General features: G+C 66.0%; 18 protein-coding genes and 1 riboswitch. Of the genes, 4 read left to right on the top strand and 14 right to left on the bottom strand.

What is annotated here, in order from left to right:
• Positions 1-70: 70 nt before the first annotated feature.
• The 13 genes from PO883_RS30335 to cobT all read right to left on the bottom strand — a co-directional run bounded on the left by PO883_RS30335 (position 71) and on the right by cobT (position 13,134).
• On the bottom strand, positions 71-1,516 hold the full coding sequence (locus PO883_RS30335) for a cobyric acid synthase (protein ID WP_289313082.1): 1,446 nt from the start codon (positions 1,514-1,516) through the stop codon (positions 71-73).
• Positions 1,513-2,391, bottom strand: a complete 879-nt coding sequence (locus PO883_RS30330) for a cobalamin-binding protein (protein WP_289313081.1) — start codon at positions 2,389-2,391, stop codon at positions 1,513-1,515. Before PO883_RS30330 ends, PO883_RS30335 begins: the two co-directional genes overlap by 4 nt.
• Positions 2,388-3,380 carry a threonine-phosphate decarboxylase CobD gene (gene cobD / locus PO883_RS30325; protein WP_289313080.1) on the bottom strand — a complete coding sequence of 331 codons (993 nt, stop codon included), beginning with the start codon at positions 3,378-3,380 and terminating at the stop codon, positions 2,388-2,390. Before cobD ends, PO883_RS30330 begins: the two co-directional genes overlap by 4 nt.
• Positions 3,373-4,308: an adenosylcobinamide-phosphate synthase CbiB gene (gene cbiB, locus PO883_RS30320; protein WP_289313079.1), complete on the bottom strand. Its 936-nt coding sequence runs from the start codon at positions 4,306-4,308 to the stop codon at positions 3,373-3,375. The genes cobD and cbiB overlap by 8 nt, the downstream gene beginning before the upstream one ends.
• The gene (gene cobU / locus PO883_RS30315; RefSeq protein WP_289313078.1) at positions 4,302-4,859 is read right to left on the bottom strand and encodes a bifunctional adenosylcobinamide kinase/adenosylcobinamide-phosphate guanylyltransferase; all 558 of its coding nucleotides are present in this window, start codon (positions 4,857-4,859) and stop codon (positions 4,302-4,304) included. The genes cbiB and cobU overlap by 7 nt, the downstream gene beginning before the upstream one ends.
• Positions 4,856-6,160 carry a cobyrinate a,c-diamide synthase gene (locus tag PO883_RS30310; RefSeq protein ID WP_289313077.1) on the bottom strand — a complete coding sequence of 435 codons (1,305 nt, stop codon included), beginning with the start codon at positions 6,158-6,160 and terminating at the stop codon, positions 4,856-4,858. The genes cobU and PO883_RS30310 overlap by 4 nt, the downstream gene beginning before the upstream one ends.
• Positions 6,160-6,780 carry a cob(I)yrinic acid a,c-diamide adenosyltransferase gene (gene cobO, locus PO883_RS30305; RefSeq protein WP_289313076.1) on the bottom strand — a complete coding sequence of 207 codons (621 nt, stop codon included), beginning with the start codon at positions 6,778-6,780 and terminating at the stop codon, positions 6,160-6,162. The genes PO883_RS30310 and cobO overlap by 1 nt, the downstream gene beginning before the upstream one ends.
• Complete coding sequence (locus tag PO883_RS30300) at positions 6,777-7,550, bottom strand: ABC transporter ATP-binding protein (RefSeq protein WP_289313090.1); 774 nt, start codon at positions 7,548-7,550, stop codon at positions 6,777-6,779. The genes cobO and PO883_RS30300 overlap by 4 nt, the downstream gene beginning before the upstream one ends.
• Complete coding sequence (locus PO883_RS30295; RefSeq protein ID WP_289313075.1) at positions 7,550-8,575, bottom strand: iron ABC transporter permease; 1,026 nt, start codon at positions 8,573-8,575, stop codon at positions 7,550-7,552. Before PO883_RS30295 ends, PO883_RS30300 begins: the two co-directional genes overlap by 1 nt.
• A 7-nt stretch (positions 8,576-8,582) precedes the next feature.
• The gene (locus PO883_RS30290; protein WP_289313074.1) at positions 8,583-10,448 is read right to left on the bottom strand and encodes a TonB-dependent siderophore receptor; all 1,866 of its coding nucleotides are present in this window, start codon (positions 10,446-10,448) and stop codon (positions 8,583-8,585) included.
• An 84-nt stretch (positions 10,449-10,532) separates the two neighbouring features.
• Positions 10,533-10,755, bottom strand: a riboswitch (cobalamin riboswitch).
• A complete protein-coding gene (locus PO883_RS30285; protein ID WP_289313073.1) occupies positions 10,750-11,295 on the bottom strand; it encodes a histidine phosphatase family protein in 546 nt (181 codons plus the stop codon). (Overlaps the previous riboswitch by 6 nt.)
• Positions 11,296-11,297: 2 nt before the next feature.
• Positions 11,298-12,089, bottom strand: a complete 792-nt coding sequence (locus tag PO883_RS30280) for an adenosylcobinamide-GDP ribazoletransferase (RefSeq protein WP_289313072.1) — start codon at positions 12,087-12,089, stop codon at positions 11,298-11,300.
• 10 nt (positions 12,090-12,099) lie between these two features.
• Positions 12,100-13,134, bottom strand: coding sequence for a nicotinate-nucleotide--dimethylbenzimidazole phosphoribosyltransferase (gene cobT / locus PO883_RS30275; protein WP_289313071.1), 1,035 nt, complete (start codon positions 13,132-13,134; stop codon positions 12,100-12,102).
• 164 nt (positions 13,135-13,298) lie between these two features.
• On the opposite strand from cobT, the gene PO883_RS30270 reads away from it, so the two are divergent.
• On the top strand, positions 13,299-14,777 hold the full coding sequence (locus tag PO883_RS30270; protein ID WP_289313070.1) for a DUF2868 domain-containing protein: 1,479 nt from the start codon (positions 13,299-13,301) through the stop codon (positions 14,775-14,777).
• A complete protein-coding gene (locus tag PO883_RS30265; protein WP_289313069.1) occupies positions 14,774-16,228 on the top strand; it encodes a DUF3482 domain-containing protein in 1,455 nt (484 codons plus the stop codon). Before PO883_RS30270 ends, PO883_RS30265 begins: the two co-directional genes overlap by 4 nt.
• Positions 16,229-16,410: 182 nt before the next feature.
• On the opposite strand, the gene PO883_RS30260 is transcribed toward PO883_RS30265, so the two are convergent.
• A complete protein-coding gene (locus tag PO883_RS30260; RefSeq protein WP_289313068.1) occupies positions 16,411-18,537 on the bottom strand; it encodes a TonB-dependent receptor in 2,127 nt (708 codons plus the stop codon).
• 223 nt (positions 18,538-18,760) lie between these two features.
• On the opposite strand from PO883_RS30260, the gene adh reads away from it, so the two are divergent.
• Complete coding sequence (adh, locus tag PO883_RS30255; protein WP_289313067.1) at positions 18,761-20,281, top strand: aldehyde dehydrogenase; 1,521 nt, start codon at positions 18,761-18,763, stop codon at positions 20,279-20,281.
• A gap of 17 nt (positions 20,282-20,298) precedes the next feature.
• On the top strand, positions 20,299-20,688 hold the full coding sequence (locus tag PO883_RS30250) for a DUF779 domain-containing protein (protein WP_289313066.1): 390 nt from the start codon (positions 20,299-20,301) through the stop codon (positions 20,686-20,688).
• Positions 20,689-20,771: the final 83 nt, after the last annotated feature.

The raw sequence follows: 20,771 nt of genomic DNA, 5'->3' as shown, positions 1-20,771 counted from the left end.
CTACACATGTAGTAAGTACGCCAATCGCGAAAGCATGCTTGCTGAGCTTTTTTGCAACAGTGGCAAGACGCTATTTGATCGCACACAGCGCGTCGTACAAGGGGCGCGCGGCCTTGGCGATGCGTTCCAGGCTGGCCTCGCGCAACTGCTTGGTATCCACCGTGTTCGTGCTGTCCAGACCCGCCCAGCGCAGCAGCGCCGCGCAGGCTTGCGGGTGGTCGAACATGCCGTGCAGGTAGCTGCCCAGGATCTGGTCGTCCTTCGAGCGCGCGCCTTCGGCCCGGCTATCGATGCGAAACGCTGGCGTATCGAGCGCCGCGCCGCTGGAGACGCCCATGTGAATCTCGTAGCCCGTCACGTCGGCATCGGCGAAGGCGCAGCGGCCCGTCACCTGCGCCAGGCGCTTGTCGGTGGTCAGTTCGGTGCGCAGGTCGAGCAGGCCGAGGCCTGCGCTCACGCCGCTCTCGCCCTCCACCCCATGTGGATCGCTCACCTCGCGCCCCAGCATCTGGAAGCCGCCGCAAATGCCGATCACCTTGCCGCCGTAGCGCAGGTGCTTGTCGATATACGGCCCCCAGCCCTGATCGAGCAGATAGGCCAGGTCGCCGCGCGTGTTTTTGCTGCCCGGGATAATCAACAGGTCGCACGCAGGCTTGGCCTCGTTCTGGCGCACGAACTGCATGTCCACATCCGGATGCACGCGCAGCGCGTCGAAATCGGTGTGATTGCTCATGCGCGGCAGCGACGGCACGACCACCTTGAAGGCCCCGCGCGACGCCTGCACCGCCTGCACCGCGTCTTCCGCGTCGAGGAACAGCCCTTGCAGGTAAGGCAGCACCGCCAGCACCGGTTTGCCGGTCTGCTGCTCCAGCCATTCAAGGCCAGGTTCGAGCAGCGAGATATCGCCCCGAAAACGGTTGATGACGAAACCGATGGTCCGGTCACGCTCGCTCTGCGACAGGCATGAGAGTGTGCCGACAATGTGCGCGAACACGCCGCCGCGGTCGATGTCGGCCACCAGGATCACCGGGCAGTCGACCGCCTCGGCGAAGCCCATGTTGGCGATATCGCGGTCGCGCAGGTTGATCTCCGCCGGGCTGCCGGCGCCTTCCACCACGATTGCCTGGTACTGCTGGCGCAGGCGATCGTACGATTCGAGCACGGCGCCCATCGCCACCGTCTTGTACTGATGGTAGTCGCGCGCATTCATCTCGGCGCGCACCTTGCCGTGAATGACCACCTGCGCGCCGATGTTGCTCGATGGCTTGAGCAGCACCGGATTCATGTCCGTATGCGGCGCCACGCCGGCGGCAATCGCCTGCAGCGCCTGGGCGCGGCCGATCTCGCCGCCGTCGGCCGTCACCGCGCTGTTCAAGGCCATGTTTTGCGGCTTGAACGGCGCCACCGTCACGCCCTCGTTTTTCAACAGGCGGCACAAGGCCGCCACCACGGTACTCTTGCCGGCGTCGGACGTGGTCCCCTGCACCATCAGGGTGTGATATGGGAAGCGGCTCATGGCGTGGTGCGGCGCTGGCGCACGATATCGAGTTTCTCGCACAGGATTTCGGCGCCGGCAATCATGCGCGGCCCCGAGCGATTGAGCAGGTTGCCGTCGATGCTGAACAAATTGCCGCGCTTGACCGCCGTCATGGTGGTGTAGGGCTTCCAGAGACCGAGGCCAACGTCTTTCACGCTGCGTTCCCCGCTGAACAGCGCCTCCGGGTCTTCCTGCAGCACCGCTTCCACCGTGACCACGGGCGCGGTGACTTTCAGCTTGCCGAACACATTCTCGCCGCCGCACAGGCGCATCGCATCGCTCAGGATATGGCCGTCGTTGAGCGTGTAGAGCGGCTTGTCCCACACCTGGTAGAACATGCGCACCGGCGCACGCTTGGCGTATTTGAGTTGCAGCGCGCCGAGGCGCTTGCGCAGATCGGCCGCCGCCGGGTCGGCCACGGCTTCGGTGCCCATCAGCTTTCCGAGACGCGTCAGGTTGGTGGCGATGTCATCGAGCTTGCGCGGCTCGCTGTGAAACATGGGAATGCCGAGCGCGCGGATCTGGTCGATCTGGCGCTCGGAACTGCCATGCATCCAGACCACGATCAGGTCCGGTTTGAGTGCGGCGACGCGTTCCATGTCGATCCCGCCATTGCTGCCCACCTGCGGCAGGCGCTTGGCCGCTTCCGGATAATCGCTGTAGGCGACGGCGGCAATCAGGCGCTCGGCGCCGCCGGCCGCGTACAGCATTTCGGTCACGTGCGGCGCCAGCGCAATTACGCGCTGGGCGGGTTTTTGCAAGGTCACCGGTTTGCCATCGTCATCGTGCACCGTGATAGCCGCGCCCGCGTTCAGCGCGATCAAGCCGGCAAATGCCGCAAACAGTTTTTTCATCGTGATCCCAGTTTCCATTCTTCCAGGGCGAGCGCCAGGCGCCGCCATCCTTCTTCATCTAAAGGCAAGCCAAGGCGGATGCCCCGTGCCGCATTGGGAAACAGGCGCACCCAGATTCCGCGTTCTGCCATGTGCTGCCAGAACGCCTCCGGCTGCGCTTCTGGCCACCATTGAAACAGGTCGGTGCCGCTCGACGCGATGCCGTTCGCAGCGAGCAGCGCGCGCAAGCGCGTGCCTTCGGCGGCCAGCCGCGCGCGCATCGCGGCCTGCCACGCGCCATCGCGCAGCGCCGCCGTTGACACCTGCTGCGCCGGACCGCTGACCATCCACGGCCCGAGCAAATCGGCGAGCTGCGCCAGCAAGGGCGCATGCGCGCCCACGAAACCCATGCGCACGCCCGCCAGGCCGAAAAATTTGCCGACCGAACGCAGCACGATCAGGCCGGGACGGTCGCTGTGCGCGGCCACGCTCAGCTGCGGCGCGGTGTCGCCAAAGGCTTCGTCCACCACCAGCCATCCACCGCGCTGGCCCAATTGCGCGGCCCAGTCCAGCAAGCGTTCCGGCGCCACGGTGGCGCCGGTCGGATTATTCGGATTACACAGCACCAGCACATCGCACTCGGGCAGCGCTGCATCGAGTGCGTCGTATTGCACCTCGCGCATGCTGTGCCCATGCCTGGCCCAGTGGTGCGCATGTTCCGCGTACGAAGGCGCGGCCACCACCACGCGCGATGGTGCGCGCAACTGGGGCAGCGCCTGGATCGCGGCCTGCGTGCCGGCCACGGCCAGCATGCGCGGCGCACCGTAAAAGGCGCTTGCCGCCCGCGCCAGTTCAGGATCGGTTTCCGGCAGGCGGTGCCAGGCATTGCCTGCCACTTGCGGCGCCGGATACCAGGTCGGATTCAGCCCCGTCGACAGGTCCAGCCAGTCGTCCGGCGGACGGTTGAAGCGGATCGATGCCGCGCGCAGGTTGCCGCCGTGTTCAAGCATGGATCGCTCCCGTCAATAGTGCCGCCGCCGCGGCCACGCCAAGCCACAGCAGCGCGGTGGCGCGCACCAGCTTCCAGGCGCGCGCGATATCGCCGGCCTGCGCGGCCCGGCCGCGTCCCAGCGGCGGGCGCTGTTCGGCCACGCCGTCATAGGTCGCGCTGCCGCCCAGCGCCAGGCCCAGCGCGCCGGCGCCGCTGGCCATCACAGGGCCCGCGTTCGGGCTTGGCCAGCCCGGCGCCTGCGCGCGCCAGCATTCCCAGGCCGCGCGCCGGTGATCGGCCAGCAGCACATACGAGAGCGCGGTCAGGCGCGCCGGCACGTAATTGAGTACATCGTCGATGCGTGCCGCCGCCCAGCCGAATTGCAGGAAGCGGGTGCTCTTGTAGCCCCACATCGCATCGAGCGTGTTCGCCAGCCGGAACAGCAGCGCGCCCGCGCCGCCGGCCACCACGAACCAGAACAGGGTGCCGAACACCGCATCGTTACCGTTTTCGAGCAGCGATTCGGCGCTCGCCTTGGCCAGGTCCGCCTCGCTGGCGCTGGCGGTATCGCGGCTGACGATGCGCGCCGTCAGCAGGCGCGCCTGCGCCAGGTCGCCGCTGTCCAGGGCTTGGGCGATTGGCAGATTGTGGTCGCGCAGGCTGCGAAAACCCAGGCAGAAGTACAGCAGGACAGCGTGCGCGGCCAGCCCAGCCCTGAAGCACAGCAGCGCGCCCAGTGCAGCCAGCGGCAGCACGGCTAGCACCCACGCCAGCACGCCGCGCGCAAAGCGGCCTTGCCCGCGATTGAGCGTGCGCTCGATACGCTTGGCCAGATTGCCGAAACCGACCAGCGGATGGAAGCGGCGCGCTTCGCCCAGCAGCAGGTCCAGCAGCACGCCGCCCGCCAGCAGCAGCGCCACCTGCGCCAGCGTCAGCCCACTCAGCATGCCTGGCCTTTCAGCGTGAGCGGCATGCCGGCCACGATGAACAGGGCGCGGTCGCATACCTTGGCCACGGCCTGGTTCAGCCGGCCAGCCTCGTCGGTAAAGCAGCGCGACACGGCGCCGTAAGGCACGATCCCCAGGCCCACTTCGTTCGATACCAGGATCACGTCGCCGGGGGCGTCGGGCAGGGCGGCCAGCAGCGCATCGCACTGTTCGTAAAAAATGTCTGGCAGGTCGATCACGCCCACTTCCGGGAAGTCCTGGTCGACCGAGAAAATCAGATTGGTCAGCCACAGGGTCAGGCAGTCGACCAGCACCAGGGTGTCCGGTTCGCTGCAGCGCAGGATTGCGTCGCCGAGCTGCAGCGGTTCTTCGATGGTGGTCCAGCTTCCCGGCCGGCTCGAACGATGGGTTGCGATGCGCTGCGCCATTTCGCCGTCGCCGGATCGCGCGGTGGCGATGTACACCACTTCCTTGCCCGATTCGAGCGCCAGCTTTTCGGCGTACGAACTTTTGCCGGAACGCGCGCCCCCAAGAATGAGCGTGGTCGTCATGCCGCGCTCCTCGAAAACAGGGCCGCCACCGCATCCGGACAGGATGGGAAATAGGCGTGGAAGTAGGATGCCGTCAAGGAGCCGGCGCGGTACACCGCCTCGCCGCTGGCGCCGCTCGGATGCTTGACCGTGTGCGCCTTTGGTGCGATACCGGTTTCCAGGCGCGAGTAGTGAAATGTATGTCCGCGCAGCAGGCCCTGCGGCGTCTCCAGCCCTTGCGAGCCGAGGCCGGCGATGCGCGCCTGCATCGTCACGCTGCCTTCGAGCAGGCCGGCCATCGGCCACACCGCGCCCGCCTGGTCGGCCAGCGAATCGGCCAGCGCCATCATGCCGCCGCATTCCGCGACAATCGGCATGCCTGCCGCATGCGCGGCGCGGATCGATGCGCGCCAGCGCGCGGCACCGGCCAGCGTCTCGCCATGCAGCTCTGGATAGCCGCCGGGCAGATACACGGCGTCGGCCTGCGCCGGCACCGCATCGTCGGCCAGCGGCGAAAAGAAGGCGAGGGTGGCACCCAGCGCGCGCAGGGTATCCAGGTTGGCCGGGTACAGGAAGGCAAAGGCGGCGTCGCGTGCAATGGCGATGGTGCGCCCGGCCAGCAGCGCAGCCGGCGCTTCCACGCGCGCGGTCAGGTCGATGCGGGTGCTGCGCAGCTGCGCCCACGCCGCGTCGTCGAACTCCAGCTGGTCGGCCAGCAGGTCGAGCAGGCCGTCCACATCCTGCACTTCGGACGGCAGCACCAGGCCCAGATGGCGTTCGGGCAGGGTCTTGGTCTGGCGCGGCAGGATGGCGATCAGCGGAATGTCGCGCATCGAAGCCGCGACCATCGCGCCATGGCCCTTGCTGGCGACGCGGTTGGCGATCACGCCCGCCATTTCCACCGGGCCGTAATCGCGCAAGCCGTGGACCAGCGCGCCGGCCGTTTGCGCCATGGCCGAGGCGTCGATCACCGCCATCACCGGCAGGCCGAATTCGCGCGCCAGGTCGGCCGACGAGGGCGTGCCGTCGTACAGGCCCATGACGCCTTCGATCAGGATTACATCGGCTTCCAGGGCGGCTGCGGCAAGCTGGCTGCGGCATTGTTCGCGTCCGACCATCCACAGGTCGAGCGAGCCGACTTGCGCGCCGCTGGCGCGTTCCAGCAGCATGGGGTCGATGAAATCGGGGCCGCACTTGAAGACGCGCACGCGCTGGCCGCGCCGCACCAGCGCGCGCGCCAGGGCGGCCGTCACGGTTGTCTTGCCCTGGCCGGACGACACGGCGGCCACCAGCAGCACGCGTATGTCTGCGTGGTCGGCCATCAGAACTCCGTCCCGGCCTGCGCCGCAATGCCGGCCTTGAAGGCATGCTTGACCACCGCCATTTCTGTCACCGTGTCGGCAATCGCGATCAGTTCGTCCGGCGCGCCGCGCCCGGTGATGACCACGTGCTGCATGTCCGGCCGGTCGAGCAGGTCGGCGATGACGGCGTGGACATCCAGGTATTTGTACTTGAGCGCGATATTGAGTTCGTCGAACAGCACCAGGCCGATGGCCGGGTCGGACAGGAAGCCCTTGGCCAGCGCCCAGGCTTGCTCGGCCTTTTCGATGTCGCGCTCGCGGTTCTGGGTGTCCCAGGTGTAGCCTTCACCCATGGCGTGGAAGCTCACTTCGTCGGGGAAGCGGCGCAGGAATTTTTCTTCGCCGGTCGACATCGCCCCCTTGATGAACTGGACCACCGCCACCTTCATGCCGTGTCCCATGGCGCGCACCACCATGCCGAAGCCGCTCGAACTCTTGCCCTTGCCATTGCCGGTGTTGACGATGATGATGCCGATTTCCTTCTGCGCCTCGGCGATCTTCTGGTCGATGATGGCCTTCTTGCGCTCCATGCGGACGCGGTGGCGTTCATTGAGTTCGCTCGTTGCGGTGTCGTCACTCATGCGGATTCCTCGGTTGGGATAAAAATACGGCGCTCGCCGTGGGGAAGGACTTCAATCGGGTGGCCCAGGTAGCGGCTCAGGACCGGCGCTTGCATCACGTCGTCGACCGGGCCGGCCAGCCATTCGCCGTCGCCCATCATCAACAGCGCGTGGCTGGACGCCTGGTGCGCCAGGTTCAGGTCGTGGCCGATCATCACGGCCGTCTTGCCCTGCTCGCGGCACAGCTTTGCCAACAGGCGCATCACGCTGTGCTGGTGCGCCAGGTCGAGTGCATTGGCCGGTTCGTCCAGCAGCAGCAGGGGCGTGTCCTGCGCCAGCATGGCGGCAATCGCCACGCGCTGGCGCTCGCCGCCGGACAGGGTGCGCACGTCGCGTTCGGCCAGGTCGGCCACTTCCATCGATGCCAGGGCCGCGTGCGCGATCGCATAGTCGTCGCTGCCTTCCCAGTAACGGTTGGCGTGGTAGGGATGACGCGCCGCCAGCACGGTTTCGATGGCGCGGTAGGCAAAGGCGTCGCTGCGCGATTGCGGCAAAAAGGCGCGCTGGCGTGCCAAATCTTCGAGCGGCCAGTCCTTGAGCGCGCGTCCGCCGATGGCAATGCTGCCGCCGTCCGGATCGCGCAGGCCGGCCAGGGTGCGCATCAGGGTACTTTTGCCGGCGCCATTGCGGCCGATGATGCACCACGATTCGCCGCTGCGCACTTGCCAGTCGAGGTTTTCCACCAGCGTGCGGCTGCCGGCGGTAAGTAATAGTTGGCGCGCTTCGATCATCATGAGCGGTTCAGCCGGTGGAGTTGATACAAAAAGACGGGTGCGCCGATCAGCGCGGTGATTACGCCTACCGGCAACTGCTGCGGCGCGAGCACGGTGCGCGCCAGCGTATCGGCCAGCACCAAAAAGGCGCCGCCGGCCAGCGTGGCTGCGGGAATCAGCAGGCGATGATCGGGGCCGCAGGCGAAACGGCAGGCATGCGGCACGATCAGGCCGACGAAGCCGATGCTGCCTGCGCTGGTCACGGCGCTGGCGGTCAGCATGCCGGAGCAGAAAAACAAGCCCTTGCGCAGCGCGCTGACGCGGATGCCCAGGGTGGCGGCAGCTTCCGCGTGCAGCGCCAGCACGTTCAGCGAGCGGGCGCTGCGCAGCGCGAAGGCCAGGCCGGCGGCCAGCACGATCCACGGCAGCGGACGCAAGGGAGCACCGGCGATGTCGCCGATCATCCAGAAAATCATGCTGCGCAAACGGCTTTCGGGCGCGATCGACAGCATCAGGGTCACCAGCGCGATGCAGGAGGTGGACAGGATGGCGCCGGTGAGTAGCAGCAGGGACGATCCCCCTTCGGCCGCCGCATTGCCGCGCAAATCGCGCCGCGCCAGCAGGTACAGCAGCATCGACACCGCCACCGCGCCCACGAAGGCGGCCAGATCGACCATCCACATGGCCCACATGAACAGCAGCGCGGCCAGCGCGCCGACCGAGGCGCCGGCCGAGATGCCGAGTACATATGGCTCGGCCAGGGGATTGCGCAGCAAGGCTTGCATCATCACCCCGGCCAGCGCGAGCGCGCCGCCGGTGACAAATGCCACCAGTGCGCGCGACAGGCGCAGGTCGAGCAGGGTGGCGGCCAGGGTCGAAGTATCGCCTTTCGCAAGCGCCATCAGCGCGCCCGGCATCTCCGCCAGGGGGACCGGCACCGAGCCGACCATCCCGGCGATGACCAGGCTTGCCAATGCCAGCAAGGAGAGCGCCGTGATGACGACGCTGGCCCGGTGGCGCATAGTGCGAAAGAACGGATGCATGCGATTCCTATTTGCTGCCGTAGCGGATGCCGGCAAACACCTGTCGGCCGGCGGTGGCGTAATTGCGCGCCGTTTCATACTGTTTGCCGGCGGCGTTGTTCAACCGTAGCACGGCTGACCAGTCAGGTGCAAAGCGATATTCGCCAAACAGGTTCACCAGCCCGTAGCCAGGCAGCGTGTTGCGGTTGGCCAGGTCATCGAAGCGCTTGCCGGATAACTGAACGCCAGCGCCGGCGGTCAGCGCGCCCGCACTGTATTCGATGGCGAACTTGGCGTGGCGTTTGGCGCGCCGCTGCAGGCTTTTGCCGGTGGTGTCGTCGCGCGGGTCTTGCAGGTCGAGCGAGCCGCTCATGTCGAAGGCGCCCATGCGGGTGCGTGCGCCAAGGCTGATGCCCTCCAGGGTGGCGCGGTTGACGTTGTACGCGCAGCCATAGGGATGCGTATCCTGCTGGACCGGGCAGATGCTGGTGTTGACCAAGAGGTCGGTCAGGCGGTTGCGGTACCAGACCGCGCTGGCCTCAAGCGTACCATCGTTGTAATACACGCCGCCTTCGACGTTCTTGCCCTGTTCGGGCTTGTTGGTATCGACCCCGTAGCCCGGGTAGTACAGTTCATTGAAGGTCGGTGCGCGAAAGCTGGTGCCGGCGCTGGCGTTCAGGCGCAGCGCGCGCGTGAGCTTGTAGCCGTAGCCGATGCCGCCGGTGACCTTGGCGCCGTACTGGGTGCTGTCGTCGCGGCGCGCGCTGGCGCTGGCCAGATGGTTTCCGCGCTTGAGCGAGTAGGCGGCGGCCACCGAATTGGTCGCGCGGCTGGTGTTCAAGGCGCGCGTGGTGTCGGCGTACACGTCTTCCACGCGGCGCTCCAGCACCAGTTGCAGCAGGTCGCTGCCCAGGGCGATATCGTTTTGCATGCTGTAGGCGTGCAGGCGGGTATCGATGCGGTTGCTGCTCGTCGCACTGGAGAAGTTGACCGATTTGTCGTCCGCTTCGGAGGCTTGCAGGCTCACTTTCCAGTTGGGCGTGATCTCGTGTTTCGAATACACGGCGATGTTGTCCATGTTTTGCACGCTGCGCACGTCGAAGGGACCCGCGCCCGCATCGTACTGCGACTTAAGGTGGCTGTGCAGGTACAGCAGTCCCGCTTCGTGGCCCTTGGCCAGCACGATGCCCAGCTGGCCGGTGGCGCTGTCGCGCGCATAGCCGTCGTTGTCCTGGTTGTACGAGAAGTTGCCCGGTTTTGTCGTCGAGAAGCCTTCATCCTTGTCCTTCGACAGGCCAAAAGCGTAGCTGATGCTGTTTTCGCCTTCGCTGGCGCCGGCCACGCCGAATGCCATCGAACGGGCCTTGTCACTGCCCGCTTCCACGGCGGCCGTGACGGTTGGCGCACCGGCGCCGCGCCGGGTGAAAATCTGCACCACGCCGCCGATGGCGTCGGCGCCGTACATGGTGGCCAGCGGGCCGTAGACGATTTCGATGCGCTCGATGTTCGCCAGCGGCAGGGTGGCCCAGTTGGCGATGCCGATCGTGGACGAGCCAATGCGCACGCCGTCGACCAGCACCACGGTCTGTTTGGCGTCGCCGCCGCGAATGAATACCTGCGATGCGGCCCCCGGCCCGCCGTTACGGGTGATCTCGATGCCGCGCTGCTTTTGCAGCAGCTCGACGACGCTGCCCGCGCCCGAGCGCGCGATGTCTGTGGCGCTGATCAGCACATGGTCGCTCAGCACCTCGCTGGACGGCTGCGGCGCGCGCGTGGCGGTGATGACGACGGCGGCAACGGCCGTATCGGCGGCGCTGTCGGCCAGGGCACAAGGGGAGGTAAAAGCTAGCGCGAGCGACGTCAGGGCCGCGTGGCGTACAACAGGAAAGGTCATGACAAGTCTTCAGTGAATGCGATTGCGAGCAACCGGCCGACGTCCCCGTTGGCCAGATTGAAAAGAAGCGCGCGGACATGGCCGCACGCTTCCACCTGTTATGGCCGGTATCCGGGCTGGCAAATGCGGCCGTCTCACCTTCCCATGCCAAATGCACAGTGGTCAATCGAGGCGGCTCGTCGCCATGTCAGCGACATTTGCTTACCGTTGCGGGGGCAGCACACGTTGGCCTGTTGCAGGCTTCGTGTTTCCCAGTTTAACTGCGCTCATGGACATGGGCGCGGGCACCAAAACCCGATAATTATACACAGTCGATGATAACCGTCCCGCCGTAGGCGATGGCGTGGGGATGCTGCGCCGCTTCCAGCGCCATGGCTTCGGGACCCAGGCCGCGCGCGCGCGCCGACAGCAGGCGGATGGTGCCGGCGTGGCAGATGACGATGGCGCCGGGTGCTGGCACGCGCATGCGGTCGGCATAAAACGCCGACACGCGGCGCGCCATGTCGACCACGCTTTCGCCGCCGCCGGGGCGGTAGCCGGCCATGTCGGCGGCCCAGGCATCGACGCCGGCGCGCTCGATGTCGTCCCAGCGCCGCATTTCCCAGTCGCCGAAATCGAGTTCGGCCAGGCGCGTGTCATAGCGCACCGCTGCGCCGCCCAAGGCGGCCGCCAGGCCGGCGCAGCGCCGCAGGGGGCTGGAAAACAGCGGCATGCCAGCGGGCAGGGTGGCGCGCAGGGCGGGCAGGGCCAGCGCCTGCATGTCCGGATCGACAGCGAGGTCGGTGCGCCCGTAGCACACGCCGGGCGCGACCTGCGGCGCCAGGTGGCGTACCAGGTACAGGCGCATTCTTAGCCCCAGAGACCGTGATGGAAAAACGCCAGCAGTGCCAGATAGATGAGCACTTCGGCCACTTGCTGCACGGCGCCCAGGCAGTCGCCAGTGTATCCGCCGATGCGGCGCAGGCATTTGGCGCCCAGCCACCACGCCACCAGCGCGGCGCCGGTCACGCTGGTGAGCAGCGCAAGCCAGGGCAGCATGCCGGCCGTGGCCAGCGCCAGCGCGGGCACGCCGGCGCAGGCGCAGGCGATGCCGAATTCGCGGTTGCTCATATGCTGGGCCATCGGCTTGGCCTTGCCCTCGGCGCGCGCATACTCCATTTCCCAGATCAGGCTGACCGCCGCAAGGCGCGACAGGGGATGGGCGATGAACAGCGCCACGATGACGGCGGATGCGGGCAGAAACGATAGCAGGGTGCACTTGAGCGCCACCGTCAGCCCCATGCCGGCCGCGCCGTAGGTGCCGATGCGCGAGTCCTTCATGATCTCCAGCACCCGCTCGGTGCTCATGCCGCCGCCGAAACCGTCGCACATGTCGGCCAGGCCGTCCTCGTGGAAGGCGCCGGTCAGGTAGATCGCCGCCGCCGTCGACAGCAGCACCGCCACCGGCGCCGGCCACAGCCAGGCAGCGCAGGCGTAGACCGCCGCGGCCACGCTGGCCACCACCACGCCGACCAGCGGAAAATAGCGCGACGCGTGGTGCAGCCAGGACGGGTCGAATCCGACCCAGCCCGGAATCGGCACCCGCGTGAAAAATTGCAGCGCGATGAAGAACAGCCGGCACTGGTGCACGATGCTGGCCATGGCCTGGAACTTACGCCGACTGGCCGCTGACGCGCGCCGACTGGAAGGTGGCCATCTCGCCGAGGAAGTTGACGGCCGCGTGCAGCAGCGGCAGCGCCAGCGCGCAGCCGGTGCCTTCGCCCAGGCGCAGGCCGAGGTTGAGCAGTGGCTTGGCCTTGAGGTGATCGAGCATGCGCGCGTGGCCGGCTTCGTCCGAACAGTGCGAAAATACGCAGTAATCGAGGATGGCCGGCTGCAGGCGCGCCGCCACCAGCAGCGCGCTGCTGACGATGAAGCCGTCGATCAGCAGCACCATGCGCCGTTCGGCCGCCTTGAGCATGGCGCCGACGATCATGGCGATCTCGAAGCCGCCGAAGGTGGCCAGGATGTCGAGCGGCTCGCTCATCTCGCCATGCAGGGCGACCGCCGCCTCGATCACGTGTTGCTTGTGCAGCACGCCCTCGGGCGACAGACCCGTGCCGGCGCCGACGCAGTCAGCGACGGCCACGCCGGTCAGCTTGTGCATCAGGGCGGCGGCGGCGGTGGTGTTGCCGATGCCCATTTCGCCGAAGCCGATCACATTGCCTTCGAGGTTGCCGACGATGCGCATGCCGTGCGCCAGGGCGGCCGCGCATTCGGCCCAGCTCATGGCCGGCTGTTGCGCGAAATTGGCGGTGCCGCGTCCGACCTTGCAGTCCATCAGGGCCGCGCGCTTGCCGAAGTCGTGGTTCACGCCGGCGTCGACGATTTGCAGCGCGCAGCCGTTCTGGCGCGCGAACACGTTGATGGCCGCGCCCTTGGCGAGGAAGTTCTCGACCATCTGCCAGGTCACGCTTTGCGGATAGGCGGAGATGCCTTCGGCCACCACGCCGTGATCGGCCGCGAACACGAGGATGGCCGGCTTGTGCAGCGCGGCTTTGGTCGTTTGCTGGATCAGGCCGATCTGCCGGGCCAGCGTTTCGAGCGCGCCCAGGCTGCCCAGCGGCTTGGTCTTGTTGTCGATCGCTTGGGTCAGTTCGCTGGCCAGCAGTGGGTCGTGGGTGGAAAGTATGTCAGGGAGGCGCATCGTGGAGAGAGATAAGAAAGTGTCAAGAAATTTCCGCGCTAAGATAGCACACTCGCGCTGCGGCGTTTCTGCAAGACCAGCGTAGGGCGGCAAAGTGCGTCACAATTGGCCTGTGAATGTTGTCGTTTCATACAAAAGATTTTGTTAAAAAAAATAGGAAGAACATGAACGAGCAGGTTGCCCGGGACGTGGTGCTGGTGCGCTCCGTCGAAACAATGGATGGCAAGCATGAGGTACTCAGCGATGACGATCGCCTGTATGCCAGCCGCAGCGCGCGCGAACTGGCGCAGTGGCAGGCGTCCGACAGCAAGGCGGAGGTCACGAACGCGCATTTCTTGCAGCAGCGCGCCGAGCAGATCCTCAAGCGCCTGGGCGAGCGCACGCCCGCCTTCGCGGCCATTGCCCGGCGGCGCGGCGGGTTCAAGGCGCTGTCGCTGGGCTTGCCGCTGCTGGCGCTGGTGCTCGGCGCCGGGGTCGACCGGATTGGCGATCCGCACCGGGTCGACTTGCTGTCGGCGCCGCTGCTGGCGATCATCGGCTGGAATGTCGCGGTGTACCTGCTGTTGCTGGCCTGGCTGTTCGTGCCCGCGCGCAAGAACGGCTGGGTCTCGCCAGCCTTGCTGCGCCGCCTGAGCGGGGCACAATTGTCGCTGCCGCGCAAGTTGCCGCATGTGCTGGCGGCCGCGCTGACCGATTTCAGCCTCCAATGGACCGAGCTGAGCGCCAAGCTGACGCAGGCGCGCCTGGCGCGCACCATGCATCTGGCCGCCGCCATGTTTGCCATGGGCGCGATCCTGTCGCTGTACGCGCGCGGTTTTCTGTCCGAATATGTGGCCGGCTGGGAAAGCACCTTCCTGGGCGCCGGACAGGTGCATGCCATCCTGTCGGCCGTGTTCGCGCCGGCCGTGGCGCTGTTGCCGCTGGACGGTTTCAGCGTCGCCGATATCGAGGCCTTGCATTTCTCGCGCACGCCGAGCGGGGCGGGCGGGGCCAGGTGGGTACATTTATATGGCGCGACCTTGCTGCTGCTGGTGGTGCTGCCGCGCCTGATCCTGGCTGGCGTGGCGCACTGGCGCGCGCAGCGCATGCACAACAGGTTTCCGCTGGACCTGGAACAACCGTATTTCCGCAAACTGAACGGCGAGGCCGGCACCGCCGCGCCGGCCGTGCTGCGCGTGCTGCCGTACAGCTTTACGCTCGACGAGGTGCGCGACAAGGGGCTCTCGCAGGTGGCGCTCACCCTGTTCGGCGAACAGGCCCGGGTGATGCTGCGCCCGTCTTCCGGCTATGGCGAAGAAGCGGTCGACTCCCTGCGCGACCTGAGCTTGGACGATCCGAACGTGACGGCCACCGCCGTGCTGTTCAGCCTGGCCGCGACGCCGGAGAAGGAAAACCAGGGCGCTTTTCTCGATCATCTGGTGCGCTCGTCCAGGCGCGGCATTGCCGTGCTGATCGATGAGTCGGCGCTGGTCGAGCGCAGCGTCGCACAGGCCGGGGACGATGTGCGGCTGGCCGAGCGCATCGCGCTGTGGCAACAGTTCTGTCATTTCCACCGCGCCCCGGCGACCATCGTCAACCTGCTCGATCCGGAGCGCCGCCCGCTGGAGTCCGGCGCCGGACTTAGTTTATCGAAGGCATCATGAGCGACACTCCTGTCCCTATCCAGTTTGCGCTGATTTCGCATACCAACAACGGCAAGACTACCCTGGCGCGCACGCTGGTCGGGGTGGATGTGGGCGAGGTGCGCGATGCCGCCCACGTGACCATCTTCGCCGAATCGCACCTGCTGCTCAAGACCAACGAGGGCGATACCCTGCAACTGTGGGACACGCCCGGCTTCGGCGATTCGGTGCGCCTGTTCAAGCGCCTGGCCATGTCGGGCAATCCGATCGGCTGGTTCCTGCGCGAAGTGCTGGACCGTTACCGCGACCGTCCGTTCTGGCTCAGCCAGCAAGCGCTGCGCACCGCGCGCGATGAAGCGGACGTGGTGCTGTACCTGGTCAACTCGTCCGAACATCCGCGCGACGCCGGGTATATGCCGGCCGAAATGCGCATCCTGGAGTGGCTCGGGAAGCCGGTGGTGGTGCTGCTCAACCAGCTGGGGCCGCCGCGTCCCGCGCATGAGGAACAGGAAGAGCAGACGCGCTGTAAACAGCATCTGGACCAGTACAAGATCGTGCGCGATGTGCTGGCGCTGGATGCCTTTGCCCGCTGCTGGGTGCATGAGCGCGTCTTTTACGAGGCGGTCGGCACGCTGGTCGACGAGTCCAAGCGGGCCGGATACGCGCGCCTGTTTGCGCTGTGGGAAGCGAACAACCGCGCGCGTTTCGAGGAGGCGATGCGGATCACCGGCGCGCAGCTGGCCGGCGCGGCGCGCGACAGCGAAGCGGTCGAGGCGGATGAAAAGACTTTCCTCAAGTCGGCCATGAAAGTGGTGGGCCTGGGCAAGAACGACCAGCAGCGGCAGGACCGCGCCATGGGGGTGCTGATCGACCGGCTCAACCAGAACATTGCCACCACCACCGGGCGCCTGCTGGCGCTGCACAAGCTCGATCCGAGCGAGGCGCCCAAGATCAACGCGCGCGTGAGCAAGAATTTTACCGTGCGCGCCCCGGTCGACCGGGCCCAGGCGGGGCTGCTGGGAGCGGTGGTGTCGGGCGCGGCGACCGGCTTGTCGGCCGATCTGATGGCGGGCGGATTGACGTTCGGGGCGGGGGCCTTGCTGGGCGGCGTGGTGGGCGCGCTGACGGCGGCCGGGGCGGCCTGGGGTTTTAACACCAGCACCGACCGCAACCGCACCACGATGCAGTTCGCTGACGACTTCCTGCAAACCTTGCTGGTCGGTAGCATCCTGCGTTATCTGGCAGTGGCGCACTTCGGGCGCGGACGCGGCAACTTCGTCGAAGGCGAAGCGCCGGCGTTCTGGCAGGCCGAGGTGGAAAGCGCAGTGGCGCGGGAGGCCGGGAAGCTCGCCGGGCTGTGGCAGGCGCTGCGCGAGGAGGGCGAGGCCGGCAAGGCTGCGGCTGAGGTCGAGGCGATCGCGACGACGGTGGCGCGCGCGACCCTGGCGAAGCTGTATCCGGGGCCGGCCTGAGCGCGCGCGGGGCAGTCAGTCCGGCACGATGGTGAACTCGACAATCAGGACGCCGGGTACCGGACGCCGGGTATCCGGACGCCGGGTATCCGGACGCCGGGTACCGGGTAAGCATCGCCATGATGCCCTGTCCCGGGATGCGCTAGCCCTGACCAGCTTCCGCCATGCCCTTTCCCGGCAAATCAGAATACGTACTGGGCACTTACGCCCGCCAGCCAGTTGCGCTGCGGTGCGGCTTCATAAAAGCGTTTGTTGGCGTCTCCGACGATGACTGATCCCACATGGCGGCGGTCGCTCAGGTTATTCAAGCGCACAAACTGTTTCAGGCGCCATCCGCCCAATGCCTGTTTCGCCTGGAAGCGCGCGTTGAGAATCGCGTAGCCCGGCGCGGCGATGTCGGCGTTGGCGTCTTCGGCATACACCTTGCTGCTGGCGATGGTTTCCAGCGCCGCGCCGAAGCCATCGTTGCGGCTCTTCCATGCCAGCTCGCCGAACAGATTGGCCTTGGGTACGCCGGGCAAGTGGCTGCCGGCCGCGACGTTGCCGAATCCCTGTTGGTAGGTGGCGTTCAAGGCTGTCAACGCCAGGCGTGCGCTGAATCCCGCGCCGAAGTTGCTGTCCAGCGAGACTTCGGCGCCCTTGCGCAGGGTTTCGCTGGCATTGCGGTAACTGGTGCGCCCGCCGCCGGAGACATCGACCACCAGCTCGTCACTGGTTTTAACGTGGAACAAGGCGCCGTTGATGCGCGTATTGCTACCGATATAGGCTTTCACGCCCGCTTCCACATGGGTGCTGGTGGCGGGCTTGAGCCCGAAATTGAAGCCGGCGCCGGCGCCGGAATAGAACAGCTCGTTCAAGGTCGGCGTCTCGAAGCCGCGCGCCGCGCTGGCGTACACATTGATGGTCGGCGAGATTTTGACCAGGGCGCCGAGCATGGGCGTTGTGTGGCGGTAGCTGACGCCGCCGCTGTCGTTGCCGTTGCTAACAAAACGGTCATCCACCGATACCTTCATGCGGCTGTGGCGCAGGCCGGCGGTTAGTACCCAGTCGCCGCCTTGCCATTCGGATTGAACGTAGGGGTCAAAGCTGGACACGGTGTTGCTTTCATCGCGGCGCAGCTTGCCCTGCAAGCCGAACTGGTTGCCGACGAAATTCTCGTAGCCCTGGCGCTGGTCGCTGGAGCGGCCGTAATCGACGCCGATGGTGGTGCTCAGCTTGCCGCCAGCCATGCTGCGCACGCTCAGCCAGTTGATGTCCGCGCCGTAAAAGTCGCGCTCGAAATCGACCACGCCGCCCGATTGGCTGGCCGGCGTCTGGACGAATTTCGAGAAGGCCTGGTACTGGATGACTTGTCGATTGCCGCCGTACACCATCGCACGCACCCGGTCGTCGCCCAGGCGCTGCTCGAAGGCGGCGCCTACTTGCTTGTGGTCAATGCTCTTGCGCGTGTTATAGCGATCGGTAATGATGCGCTTGGGCGTCTGTGTATCGGTGGCATCGGTTTCGCCGGCGCGCGGGTCGCGCTGGTAGGTGGCCCAGGTGACGCCGAGCGGATCTTGCGTGTCGTCCTGGCTCAGGGCGCTGGCGGTCAGGGTCAGCTTGCTGGTGCTGGTCGGCGCCAGGGTCAGCTTGGCGAAGCCCTGGTCGCGCGTGGCGGCGCTGTGCGCGCGGTAGCCATCGGTCTCGAAGCGGGAGGTGTCGATCACGTAGCCGATGCCGTTGGCCTCTCCTTGCGCGTTGACGTCCACCTTGCGCGTGCTGTTGCTGCCCCCGATAACGCTGCCTTCGACGCTGGGCCGGCCTTGCCCATCGCGTGTGAACAACTGGACCGTGCCGCCGGAATGGTTGCCGTAGATGGCGGAGAAGGGGCCGCGCAGCACTTCGATGCGATCGGCCATGTCGAGGTTGAAGGTTGCCGCTTGTCCCTGTCCGTCGGGCATGGTTGCAGGGATGCCGTCGGCAATCAGGCGTACGCCACGCACGCCGAAGGCGGAACGGGCGCCGAAGCCGCGCGAGGAAATCTGCAAGTCCTGCGCGTAATTCTGGCGATTCTGGGCCACCAGGCCGGGTACCGCGCTGAGCGATTCCGATGCGTTGACGCGCAGCTGGCCGTCGCGGATGCGGGCGGCGTCGAGCACATCGATGGCTGCCGCCAGGTCGAAACTGCCATGTTCGACCCGGCTTCCGCTGATGACGACCACATCGGCCAATGGCGCGCTGGCGGGCGCATCGGCGGCCGCTGCCATTCCTGCCGCGCTCAGGGCGACGATGGCGGCGATGTCGTTGAGTCGAAACGGGGGCTGCTTCATGAGTTCTCCGGTGGATGTTTGGCGTCGGAACGCAATATACGCGGGCCGCCCGGATCCTGCAGCGAGCACGGGGCATCCGGTCGCCTAATGTGCGCCAGAGCACTATCGAAAGGACTAGCCTGTGGGAAGCCGTTGACAGTTTCTTTGCGTTTGCGCAGGCACTCCTATTGATCTGCGTCTATGCTGAGATTCCCGGTATATAACCATAGAGGAAGAGGAAGACATGAATCTCGCAGACATCAGCAAGCTGGGCGTGGCCAACCCATTCAAGCAACGCTACGACAATTACATTGGTGGAAAATTTGTTGCGCCAGTCAAAGGCGAATATTTCGGCAACGTCACGCCGATCACCGGGCAGGTCTTCTGCGAGATCGCGCGCTCCGGTGCGGAAGATATTGAGCTGGCGCTCGATGCCGCGCATGCCGCCCGGGAAGCATGGGGCAAGACCTCGCAGGGCGAGCGCGCGAATATCCTCAATAAAATTGCCGACCGCATGGAGCAGAACCTGAGCCTGCTGGCGACTGCGGAGACCATCGACAACGGCAAGCCCATCCGCGAGACGACCGCGGCCGATATTCCCCTGGCCATCGACCATTTCCGCTACTTTGCCGGATGCATCCGCGCGCAGGAAGGATCGGTCGCGCAGATCGATCACGAGACGTATGCATATCACTTCCATGAGCCGCTCGGCGTGGTGGGGCAAATCATCCCGTGGAATTTTCCGATCCTGATGGCCGTGTGGAAGCTGGCGCCGGCGCTGGCTGCGGGCAATTGCGTCGTGTTGAAGCCGGCCGAGCAGACGCCTGCCTCGATCATGGTGCTCATCGAGCTGATCGGCGACCTGTTGCCGCCTGGCGTGCTTAATATTGTCAACGGTTACGGGCTGGAAGCGGGCAAGCCGCTGGCCTCCAGCAAGCGCATCGCCAAGATTGCCTTCACGGGCGAGACCGCTACCGGCCGCCTGATCATGCAATACGCGGCGCAAAACCTGATTCCGGTCACGCTGGAACTGGGCGGCAAGTCGCCGAATATCTTCTTTGCCGATGTGATGGATGCGGACGACGCGTTTTTCGACAAGTGCCTGGAAGGCTTTGCCATGTTCGCGCTGAACCAGGGCGAGGTGTGCACCTGTCCGTCGCGCGTGCTGATCCAGGAATCCATTTACGACAAATTCATTGCCCGCGCCCTGGAGCGGGTGGCGGCGATCAAGCAGGGTAATCCCCTCGATGCGTCGACCATGATCGGCGCGCAGGCGTCGCAGGAGCAGTTGGAGAAAATCCTCTCGTATCTCGACATCGGCAAGCAGGAGGGGGCGCAACTGCTCACCGGCGGCGCGCGCAATATGCAGGCGGGCGAGATGGAAGGCGGGTATTACGTGCAGCCGACCGTGTTCAAGGGCGATAACAAGATGCGCATCTTCCAGGAAGAGATTTTCGGTCCGGTGGTGTCGGTGACCACCTTTACCGACGAAGCCGATGCCCTGCGCATTGCGAACGATACGCTGTATGGACTCGGCGCCGGGCTGTGGACACGGGACGGTTCGCGTGCCTTCCGCGTGGGCCGCGCCATCGAGGCGGGGCGCGTATGGACCAATTGCTACCACCTGTATCCGGCGCATGCCGCGTTCGGCGGGTATAAGCAATCGGGCATCGGGCGCGAAAATCACAAGATGATGCTCGATCACTACCAGAAGACCAAGAATCTGCTGGTCAGCTACAACCCGAACGCGATGGGCTTCTTTTAACCGCATGGGAGTGCCGCATGGGTGACGCGCTATCACGCGTGGTCGCAACCGATGCCGCGGGCGCAATGATCGACGAATTGCGCGCGCGGCATGGGCCGGTCATGTTCTTTCAGTCGGGCGGGTGCTGCGATGGCAGCGCCCCGATGTGCTATCCGGACGGTGAATTCAATATCAGCGATACCGATGTGTACCTGGGCGACTTGCATGGCGGCGCCTTCTATATGGGGCGGGAGCAATTCGCCTACTGGGAGCACACGCAGCTGATCATCGACGTGGTCGCCGGGAATGGCGGCATGTTCTCTCTGGACAATGGAACGGGACGCCGCTTCCTGACGCGCTCCCGGCTCTTCACTGACGATGAGTTCAACGCGCTGCCAGCGGTGAAGGAGGGGCCGCGCGACACATAAATACGTGTATTGGTGAGCAGGACGTCGCCCGCGCGCGACGAAAAGTGTGGCCTTTCAGAAAGCCCTTGCCAGCGTGGGGAGGG

It is taken from the genome of Massilia sp. DJPM01 (assembly GCF_030348125.1).
Classification (GTDB): domain Bacteria; phylum Pseudomonadota; class Gammaproteobacteria; order Burkholderiales; family Burkholderiaceae_D; genus Telluria_A; species Telluria_A frigida.
This window is presented reverse-complemented; position numbering and strand designations above follow the sequence as displayed.

Excerpts from the sequence above, each read along its gene's own strand:
- PO883_RS30335 (WP_289313082.1), bottom strand. The coding sequence starts at position 1,516 with ATGAGCCGCTTCCCATATCACACCCTGATGGTGCAGGGGACCACGTCC.
- PO883_RS30330 (WP_289313081.1), bottom strand. The coding sequence starts at position 2,391 with ATGAAAAAACTGTTTGCGGCATTTGCCGGCTTGATCGCGCTGAACGCG.
- cobD (WP_289313080.1), bottom strand. The coding sequence starts at position 3,380 with ATGCTTGAACACGGCGGCAACCTGCGCGCGGCATCGATCCGCTTCAAC.
- cbiB (WP_289313079.1), bottom strand. The coding sequence starts at position 4,308 with ATGCTGAGTGGGCTGACGCTGGCGCAGGTGGCGCTGCTGCTGGCGGGC.
- cobU (WP_289313078.1), bottom strand. The coding sequence starts at position 4,859 with ATGACGACCACGCTCATTCTTGGGGGCGCGCGTTCCGGCAAAAGTTCG.
- PO883_RS30310 (WP_289313077.1), bottom strand. The coding sequence starts at position 6,160 with ATGGCCGACCACGCAGACATACGCGTGCTGCTGGTGGCCGCCGTGTCG.
- cobO (WP_289313076.1), bottom strand. The coding sequence starts at position 6,780 with ATGAGTGACGACACCGCAACGAGCGAACTCAATGAACGCCACCGCGTC.
- PO883_RS30300 (WP_289313090.1), bottom strand. The coding sequence starts at position 7,550 with ATGATCGAAGCGCGCCAACTATTACTTACCGCCGGCAGCCGCACGCTG.
- PO883_RS30295 (WP_289313075.1), bottom strand. The coding sequence starts at position 8,575 with ATGCATCCGTTCTTTCGCACTATGCGCCACCGGGCCAGCGTCGTCATC.
- PO883_RS30290 (WP_289313074.1), bottom strand. The coding sequence starts at position 10,448 with ATGACCTTTCCTGTTGTACGCCACGCGGCCCTGACGTCGCTCGCGCTA.
- PO883_RS30285 (WP_289313073.1), bottom strand. The coding sequence starts at position 11,295 with ATGCGCCTGTACCTGGTACGCCACCTGGCGCCGCAGGTCGCGCCCGGC.
- PO883_RS30280 (WP_289313072.1), bottom strand. The coding sequence starts at position 12,089 with ATGGCCAGCATCGTGCACCAGTGCCGGCTGTTCTTCATCGCGCTGCAA.
- cobT (WP_289313071.1), bottom strand. The coding sequence starts at position 13,134 with ATGCGCCTCCCTGACATACTTTCCACCCACGACCCACTGCTGGCCAGC.
- PO883_RS30270 (WP_289313070.1), top strand. The coding sequence starts at position 13,299 with ATGAACGAGCAGGTTGCCCGGGACGTGGTGCTGGTGCGCTCCGTCGAA.
- PO883_RS30265 (WP_289313069.1), top strand. The coding sequence starts at position 14,774 with ATGAGCGACACTCCTGTCCCTATCCAGTTTGCGCTGATTTCGCATACC.
- PO883_RS30260 (WP_289313068.1), bottom strand. The coding sequence starts at position 18,537 with ATGAAGCAGCCCCCGTTTCGACTCAACGACATCGCCGCCATCGTCGCC.
- adh (WP_289313067.1), top strand. The coding sequence starts at position 18,761 with ATGAATCTCGCAGACATCAGCAAGCTGGGCGTGGCCAACCCATTCAAG.
- PO883_RS30250 (WP_289313066.1), top strand. The coding sequence starts at position 20,299 with ATGGGTGACGCGCTATCACGCGTGGTCGCAACCGATGCCGCGGGCGCA.